We start from the raw sequence: 4,115 nt of genomic DNA, 5'->3' as shown, positions 1-4,115 counted from the left end.
CTAACATCGAAAGAGATTATTCAAGTTTATCTTACGCGCTTAGCTGATGTAGTAACTTTTTCTTTTCCGCTGTTTTTTTCATTAATTGGAGTAATGGCAATATTATAAGCATTAAGCGTAGAAGCTATATCTACTGTTTTCTCCAATTCCTGCTTAGCTGAAGTGGTGGTAGCCAGGTCTGAGGTAAGCTGGGTTGTTTTTTGTCTTTCTGAACCAAGATCTGTATTCAGCTGTGTATTTTCTGCTGTCAGACGCGCAACTTCCTGCTCAAGGCCAGCTACTTTCTCGTTCATTTCAGCAATAAGAGATTTTGCTTTTTTCAGTTCTGCAGCACTTGCATTGCTCTTGTTAAGAATGCTGCGGATCTGTGTTTTCAGTTTTGAAATTTCGCTGTTCTTGTCGGTTAATTTGCCTTCCAGTTGATTGTTGTAACCAGTAACAGAATCCAGGCGAGCCAGTGATGCATCGAAATTCCGCTGCAACTCTGTTTTCTCATCAGTAACCTGTGCAATGGTTGCTTCTTTTTGCTGGATAGTTTGCTCATTTTTGTTATTATTCCATAACAAATAACCCCAGGTTCCCAGCAGACCTGCTGCCAGTAAAGCAATGATCAAGCCCTTATAATCTTTTTTAGGTTCTTGAGTTGGGGTGGCTGAAGGATAGTTTGATGTGCTCATTATGTATTGTTTTTCGAATTTAGAAATGGTTATAAATCAAGTTTATAAAGCTTTTTTATGGATTGCTATTGAAGCCCTTTCGAAAACCGTGCCAAAAAAATTAATAGGGAGGAATCTGCAGTCTTCAGGAGGGTGGAAATGCAGGCTGCACGGCAATTTCCGATTTTTTTCCCAGCTTTCAATTATTATTGCAATCCTGAAATCAAAAGCATGTCCGTAGAAAAGATCCTGGCAGACTGGAAGAAAAAACAATACAAGCCTGTTTATTGGCTGGAAGGGGAGGAAGATTACTATATCGATAAAATAATGCAGGCTGCAGAACACGAACTTTTATCTGAAGCGGAAGCAGGATTTAATCTTACCATTTTCTATGGGAGGGAAGCTAACTGGGCAGATGTTGTAAATGCCTGTATGAAATATCCCATGTTTTCCGACAAACAGGTGGTACTTATTAAGGAAGCCCAACAAATGAAGGACCTTGATAAACTGGAACATTATATCTCGCACCCGCTTTCTTCCACAATTCTGGTTGTGGGGCATAAAGAAAAAAAGGTGGACGGCCGCAGCAAACTGGCAAAGCTCCTGAAAGACAAAACCGAGTTGGTACAAACCAAAAAAATGTATGAAAACCAATTGCCGGCCTGGGCTGAAAAGCTGGTACAGTCCAAAGGTTATTCCATACAACAGAAAGCCTGTTTATTACTGGTAGATCATATCGGGAACGACCTGAGCAGAATTGAGAACGAAATTGATAAACTACTGATTAACCTGGGCACCCGCACCACTATCACAGAAGATGATATCGAAAAATTTATTGGTGTCAGCAAGGAGTTTAACGTGTTCGAATTACAAGATGCCATTGCTAAAAAAGATCTTGCCAAAGCTATTCGTATTGTTCAGTATTTCGAAAGTAATCCCAAAGCCGGTCCAATTCAGATGATTCTGCCGGCTTTATACAATTATTTCAGTAAGGTATTTATGATTTTTGGTGTGCATAGTTCAGATGATAAAATGATTGCCTCTACTATTGGCACTTCGCCCTTTTTTGTAAAGGATTACATTCAATGCTCGCAGCGGTACGGCTATGACGGCATAGAGCGGATTCTGCTACTTTTACACCAATATAACCTGCGCTCCATCGGTATTAACGATGCGGGCAGCTCAGATACCGGGCTTTTGAAGGAGTTACTGGTAAAAATCATGTAATAATAGTAGATAGTGCGTGGAGGCTGGCTAATTTATCTTTGGCCAGTTGCTCTTTCAAGGCATCCAAGCCACTAAATTTCTGTTCCGCTCTCAACCATTGCTTTAATGTAACCGAAATGGTTTCGCCGTATATATCGGCATTGAAATCAAAAATATTTACTTCAATAACACGGCTGAGCCCATTTACAGTAGGCCGTACCCCGATGTTCATCATGCCTTTCAACTGCCCGAACATATTTTCTTTTTTCGTACCCGCAGCTTGAATTTCCTTGCCCTCACCGTTTTCAGCAGGAAAGGAAACAGTTACTGCATAAACTCCGTTAGCAGGAATAAGCTTTTCATTATCCGTCAATTGCAGGTTGGCGGTCGGGTAGCCAAGGGTACGCCCCAGCTGGTTACCTTTTACGACGGCACCTTCGCAAAAAATAATCATAGCCCAGCAGGTTGGCGGCCAATTGAACATCTCCCTGCAACAATGCCTGGCGGATCCTGGTAGAGCTAATTGTTGCTTCTTCCAATAATTTGCCCGGAATTTCAACCAGTCCGAATGCCTGGCGTTTGGCATAGGTTTCCAACAACTTGAAATCGCCCTGGCGGTTTTGACCAAACCGGTGATCGTAGCCAATAATTACCGTGTGCGGGTGAAAATACTTAATAAGGAAATCTTCGACGTATTCACTGGGTAATTGGGAAGCAAAAGCCGGCGTAAATGGCACTACTACCAGGTGGTCAATTCCTGCCGCTTCAAGTAGCCTTATTTTTTCTGCCATTGTATTCAAAAGCAGTACCGGTTGCATTTCTTTTCCTACAATCCGCCTTGGATGCGGGTGAAATGTTAGAATAACCGTTTCCCCATTTACCTCTTTTGCCAGCGCTTTCATTTGTGCAATTATAGATCCATGGCCCAGATGAACGCCGTCAAACGTACCGATCGTGAGAATGGCATTTTGAAAGCGCGGCAATTGTTCAATACTTCGATGTACCTGCATACGAGGCGCAAAAGTAGGAAAAGGGGGGGAAAGGGGAAAGGGAAGGGGAGTGTAGCTTTTTGCTGCCACCTACCCCTTCTCCATTCTCCCCTTTCCCATTTCCCCCTTTTTCCGCACCTTCGCAGTTCGAAATAGCAATCATGAGTCTGTATTCAAAAAGAGGTGTTTCTGCACAAAAGGAAGAAGTTCATAAAGCAACGGAAAAATTGGACCAGGGGCTCTATGCCCATGCATTTTGCAAAATTTATCCCGATTATCTGGGCAATGATGCCAATTGGGTAAACCTTATGCATGCAGATGGGGCCGGAACCAAGAGTATCCTCGCCTTTCTGTATTGGAAAGAAACCGGTAACATAGATGTGTGGAAAGGAATTGCACAGGATGCCATTGTGATGAATATAGATGATCTGCTTTGTGTAGGTATCCATGATAATCTGCTGTTTTCTTCCACCATCGACCGGAATAAGCGCCTTATCCCAGGCGAAGTACTGGAAGCGATTATTTCCGGCACGCAGGAATTTTTTGATGAAATGAAAACCTATGGCGTTGGAATTCATTACCTGGGAGGGGAAACTGCCGATGTCGGGGATGTAGTCAGATCGATTGCTGTAAATGGCACCATGACTGCCAGGTGGCCTAAAAAAAAGCTGATTACCAATGATTTAATTAAAGCTGGCGACCTGATTGTAGGATTTGCCAGCGCAGGTCAGGCTTCCTACGAAACCGCTTATAACAGCGGTATCGGAAGCAATGGTCTAACCAGTGCCCGGCACGATGCCCTGCATAAAGAGTATGCCCGTCAATTTCCGGAATCCTTTGACACCGGCTTACCCGAGGAAGTTGTTTATATTGGCCCCAACCGGCTTACAGATATGGTAGAAGTAGCAGGGTATGCTGCTACTGATGTTGGTCACCTGCTGCTAAGTCCGACCAGGACCTATGCACCTTTGATGAAAATCTTACTGGAAGAGCATTTTGAGGCCATTCACGGATTGGTTCATTGCAGCGGAGGCGGACAAACAAAATGCCTTAAATACCTGCCGGCTCCCTTCCGGATCATTAAGGATAACCTGTTTGAACCCCCGGTTGTATTCGATTTGCTGAAAAATGCCTCGGGAAGCGATTGGCGCGAAATGTACCAGGTTTTTAATATGGGACATCGGCTGGAAGTATTTACTACGGAAGCCGCCGCATCCGCCCTGATTGCTGCCGGGGAATCACTGGGATTACAGGGTAAAGTGGT

5 protein-coding genes are annotated in these 4,115 nt (G+C 43.7%); 2 read left to right on the top strand and 3 right to left on the bottom strand.

The annotated features are described in order from the left end of the window. Positions 1 to 26 precede the first annotated feature (26 nt). The gene (locus A1D16_RS21275) at positions 27 to 677 is read right to left on the bottom strand and encodes a hypothetical protein (protein WP_290713577.1); all 651 of its coding nucleotides are present in this window, start codon (positions 675 to 677) and stop codon (positions 27 to 29) included. A gap of 210 nt (positions 678 to 887) precedes the next feature. On the opposite strand from A1D16_RS21275, the gene holA reads away from it, so the two are divergent. After that, entirely contained in the window at positions 888 to 1,883 is a 996-nt protein-coding gene (gene holA / locus A1D16_RS21270) for a DNA polymerase III subunit delta (RefSeq protein WP_290713574.1), read from the top strand. On the opposite strand, the gene A1D16_RS21265 is transcribed toward holA, so the two are convergent. Both A1D16_RS21265 and A1D16_RS21260 read right to left on the bottom strand, forming a co-directional pair. After that, a complete protein-coding gene (locus A1D16_RS21265) occupies positions 1,876 to 2,316 on the bottom strand; it encodes a riboflavin kinase (RefSeq protein WP_290713571.1) in 441 nt (146 codons plus the stop codon). The genes holA and A1D16_RS21265 overlap by 8 nt on opposite strands. After that, complete coding sequence (locus A1D16_RS21260; protein WP_290713568.1) at positions 2,279 to 2,872, bottom strand: FAD synthetase family protein; 594 nt, start codon at positions 2,870 to 2,872, stop codon at positions 2,279 to 2,281. The genes A1D16_RS21265 and A1D16_RS21260 overlap by 38 nt, the downstream gene beginning before the upstream one ends. 140 nt (positions 2,873 to 3,012) lie before the next feature. Here A1D16_RS21260 and A1D16_RS21255 point away from each other — a divergent pair. Next, positions 3,013 to 4,115 (top strand): AIR synthase related protein (locus A1D16_RS21255; RefSeq protein ID WP_290713565.1); only part of this gene is annotated, 1,103 nt, incomplete at its 3' end.

Origin of the sequence: Flavihumibacter sp. CACIAM 22H1 (genome assembly GCF_001601815.1) — a bacterium.
Classification (GTDB): domain Bacteria; phylum Bacteroidota; class Bacteroidia; order Chitinophagales; family Chitinophagaceae; genus Flavihumibacter.
Note: the sequence above shows the minus strand (reverse complement) of the source record. Positions and strands in the feature narration are given on the sequence as shown.

What these genes read in the sequence shown, in the direction of transcription:
- A1D16_RS21265 (WP_290713571.1), bottom strand. Translation starts at nt 2,316, where the DNA reads ATGATTATTTTTTGCGAAGGTGCCGTCGTAAAAGGTAACCAGCTGGGG.
- A1D16_RS21275 (WP_290713577.1), bottom strand. Translation starts at nt 677, where the DNA reads ATGAGCACATCAAACTATCCTTCAGCCACCCCAACTCAAGAACCTAAA.
- holA (WP_290713574.1), top strand. Translation starts at nt 888, where the DNA reads ATGTCCGTAGAAAAGATCCTGGCAGACTGGAAGAAAAAACAATACAAG.
- A1D16_RS21260 (WP_290713568.1), bottom strand. Translation starts at nt 2,872, where the DNA reads ATGCAGGTACATCGAAGTATTGAACAATTGCCGCGCTTTCAAAATGCC.